The 3647-nt window shown below is 63.7% G+C and carries 4 protein-coding genes; all 4 read left to right on the top strand.

The annotated features are described in order from the left end of the window. Positions 1 to 2155, top strand: a 2155-nt coding sequence (locus tag QZT63_RS10215) for a PilC/PilY family type IV pilus protein (protein WP_290650880.1), incomplete at its 5' end; no start/stop codon positions are given. A 17-nt stretch (positions 2156 to 2172) separates the two neighbouring features. After that, positions 2173 to 2574: a type IV pilin protein gene (locus QZT63_RS10210; protein WP_290650879.1), complete on the top strand. Its 402-nt coding sequence runs from the start codon at positions 2173 to 2175 to the stop codon at positions 2572 to 2574. Between the two features lie 546 nt (positions 2575 to 3120). After that, positions 3121 to 3267, top strand: a complete 147-nt coding sequence (locus QZT63_RS10205) for a hypothetical protein (RefSeq protein ID WP_290650878.1) — start codon at positions 3121 to 3123, stop codon at positions 3265 to 3267. A gap of 77 nt (positions 3268 to 3344) precedes the next feature. After that, a partial coding sequence (locus QZT63_RS10200) for a sigma factor (RefSeq protein ID WP_290650876.1) occupies positions 3345 to 3647 on the top strand: 303 nt, incomplete at its 3' end.

Below are 3647 nucleotides of genomic sequence, written 5' to 3'. Positions count from 1 at the left end.
CTTTCACGTCCACTCCGGCATTAACGGTTACGAAGAAGGCCTGTGCGGATCAGACTACAACGGCTGCTACCGCCTGGATGCCGCGACCACGCAGACCTATAGCCTCGGCGGTAGCGCTGCACGACACCTCGAACGGCCCCTTTTTTACGCCGCCAAGTGGGGCGGGTTCAACGACCTCAACAACAGCGGCACGCCGGACTCCACGGTTGAATGGGCGCGGGATGATGACGAGACCATGCCGCGCACCTACTTCTACGCCACCGAGCCGCAAGCGCTGGAGCAGTCCCTCGCAGAGGCCTTCACCGGGGTGCTTGCCGCGACGGCTTCGGCGACCTCGGTCGCCCAGAACTCCACCGAGCTCCAGGAGGACTCCCTGCTGTTCCAGGCCCGTTTCGACAGCGACGACTGGAGCGGCACCCTGCTCGCGTTCAACCTGGACGCCGACGATCCCACCAGCGGCAGCCCCACCCAGAACCTTGAATGGGACGCGGCGGAAGTGATGGAAAACAGGGGGCACGGGACGCTGGTGACGTGGGATGACAACAACAACACCGGCATCCACTTTTCCTGGAGTGCTCTGAACGCGGGGCAGCAAAACGAGCTCAGTGCCGAATACGACGGCGAGGCACTGCTGGGCTTTCTAAGCGGTAAACGCGACGGTGAAGACACCACCTTCAGGGCACGGGGAACCGGCCCGCTCGGTGACATCGTCCACTCCGACCCGGCCTTCGCCGGGACTGAGGACTTCGGCTATGCCGCCCTGGACGAAACCGGCTACAACGCCTTTCTCGACCGGAAGAAAGACCGCCCGGAGATAGTGTACGTCGGCGCCAACGACGGCATGCTGCATGCCTTCAATGCCGAAGACGGCGAGCACGTCTTCGGCTACGTGCCAAACTTGCTGTTCCCCGAGCTCTCGCGGCTGGCAGCCCCGGATTACAACGACCACCACCGTTACTTCGTGGACGGCTCCCCGCGGGTGGCCGATGCCTACATCAATGACAGCTGGGCCACGGTGCTGGTGGGAACGCTTGGGCGCGGCGGCAGCGGTGTGTTCGCCCTGGACGTCACTTCGCCCGGTAGTTTTGGTCCCAGCGATGTGCTTTGGGAGTTCGATAACAATGACCTCGGCCACGCCATCGGCCAGCCTGCCATTGTCAAGCTCGAGACCGGCGAGTGGACGGCGCTGGTCCACAACGGCTACGACAGCCACAGCAACGCGGCGCAGCTGTTCATCATTGATCTTGAAAGCGGTGACTTGATCGATCGCATCGACACGGGGGCAGGCACGGGCGGCGATCCCAACGGGCTGTCCCAGGTCACGCCGGTGGACACCACCGGCAGCGGGCGGGCCGATGCGGCCTACGCCGGCGACCTCCACGGCAACGTGTGGGTATTCCATCTGGCAGACCGGACCGTCGAGCGCCTCTTCACGGCCACGGACGACGGCGGTGAGGCCCAGCCGATTACAGCCGCGCCGGCCATCGCCACCGCCGCACGGGGTGACAACATGGTGTTCGTGGGTACCGGCCGCTACCTGTCCAACAGCGATATCGATACCAACTACAACGGCCGGCCGCAGTCTCTGTACGGTCTCCTGGACACGGGCGAGGGCCCGATTTCCGGCCGGGACGAGCTGACGGAGCAGGAGCTCCTCGCCAAGCTGAGTGTCGATGAGGCGGTTGTACGGGTCACCTCGGACAACGACGCGGGCCCGCGAGGCTGGTATCTGGATCTCGTCTACGACGGCAACTACCAGGGCGAGCGGATCGTCAACCGTCCCATCCTCCGGGGCCGGCGCCTTGTGGTCACCACGCTGATCCCCTCGGAACACCCCTGCCAGTTCGGCGGCAGCGGCTTTCTCATGGAGCTGGACGCCCAGAGCGGCAGCCGGCCCTTCGTTCCGGTGCTCGATATCACCGGCGACGGTGAGTTCGACACGGTCACCTACACGGATGACGACGGCGAGGAGATTGAACTCCCACCCAGCGGCAAACGGCTCGAGGGCATCCCGACGCAGCCGGCGGTGAAGGAGGATCCGGACGATCCGACCCAGGAACACAAATACATCGGCACGTCCTCGGGGGCCATCGAAGTCATCAAGGAAGGCGGCGCCGTGACTGGCACGCGCCAGTTATGGCGGCAGCTGCGCTGAGGCACAGGGAGCATGCAATGAGAACAAGGCATTCGGATACTGGTGGTTTTACGCTGATCGAGGTCATGATCGTGGTGGTCATCATCGGCATCCTGGCATCGATCGGCTATCCGGCCTACCAGAATCACGTAGAGAACTCGCGTCGCACGGACGGCCATAGCGCGCTGATGCAGCAAGCCCAGCGGTTGGAGCGATGCTACACCGCCCAGCAGGCCTACACCGACAATGGCGAGCTGTGCGTGGAGCTCGGCGACTCGGATGGCGGCTATTATGCCCTCAGCGCAGATAACGTGACCCGCACGACCTTCACCCTGGAGGCCGTCCCGCAGGGCGTCCACGCCGGCGATGCCTGCGGGACACTCACGCTGGATCAAGCCGGCAGGCGCGGCGCCGACGGCGATGTGGAGAACTGCTGGTAAGCAGGGCACTTGGAGCGTGCATCAGGGATTGCTGATGCCTCCGCAAACGGTGTCATGGCATGGCGAGCTCGCCCGGTAGCCTGGCTTGTGGGCTGACCGAGACGGGGCATGCGCGATCACCACGGGCACGCAGGCAGGAGGGATGGCCGGCTGCGCGCGCAGTGCCTGGGACCTCAACCTCGCGCATGGGCGTCATTGCGTTCGCGTCCGGGCGGTATTGCAGGCGAGTGGTGACAAGATTATTGACACTCTGCCCAACATCCGGCGCAGAGAACCGCACTCAGAGACCCCACGTTTCCCGCTCGATCCACTTGAATCAACGCCATCTCCCGGCCGCCGGCGGCGGATACGCCTTCACCCTACCGCCTGAGAGCAACGCCATACGCCGTGTTGGCGCGACCCCGCCATCTCCTGCGGGATCACGAAGGCAGCACATGTGATTGCAAGCGCGACGCTACCCCAAACGGATGGCATGTGTAGTGCATCTTTTTTTTCCTTGGACCTGGCCACAGTGCATCCCCAAGACAACAAGAAGGAGAAGAACCAATGACCGCCGCCACGATGGCCCTGCCCCACTTCGCGCTCACGGTGTTGACGGCCTGCGCGCCCGGCCTGGGCACAATCGCAAGGCCCTGGATCTCAATGCCCGACGGCGCCGGCGAAAGCGCTGTACGCGGACGCAGCGCCCCCTAACCCTGTTGTACGACGCGAACAACCGGACAAGGTGGGGCGAGTGGTAAGCCACTCCGACCTCAACAGGGGTGACTGCGATGGATGACCTTCGCTCGCGAATATCGGCAGAAATCCCGCATTTGCGCCGTTATGCCAGAAGCCTCGTCGCCGACGCCGACGAAGCGGACGATCTAGTGCAGGAGTGCCTGGAAAGGGCGCTGAGCCGCGGAAAACTATGGGATCCCAACAAGAGTACCCGGTCCTGGCTCTTTCGCATCATGCATAACAACTTCGTGTCATCCTTGAGAAAGCGCAAGCGCCACAACGAGCTTCATCGTCGCTATCCGGTGGAGGACAAGATCCAGGCCGGTTACGAGCACCATTGCGAGCTCGATATGGTT

It is taken from the genome of Aquisalimonas sp. (assembly GCF_007120195.1).
GTDB lineage: Bacteria > Pseudomonadota > Gammaproteobacteria > Nitrococcales > Aquisalimonadaceae > Aquisalimonas.
The sequence above is the reverse complement of the archived record's forward strand: the minus strand, read 5'-3'. Positions and strand labels throughout refer to the sequence as shown.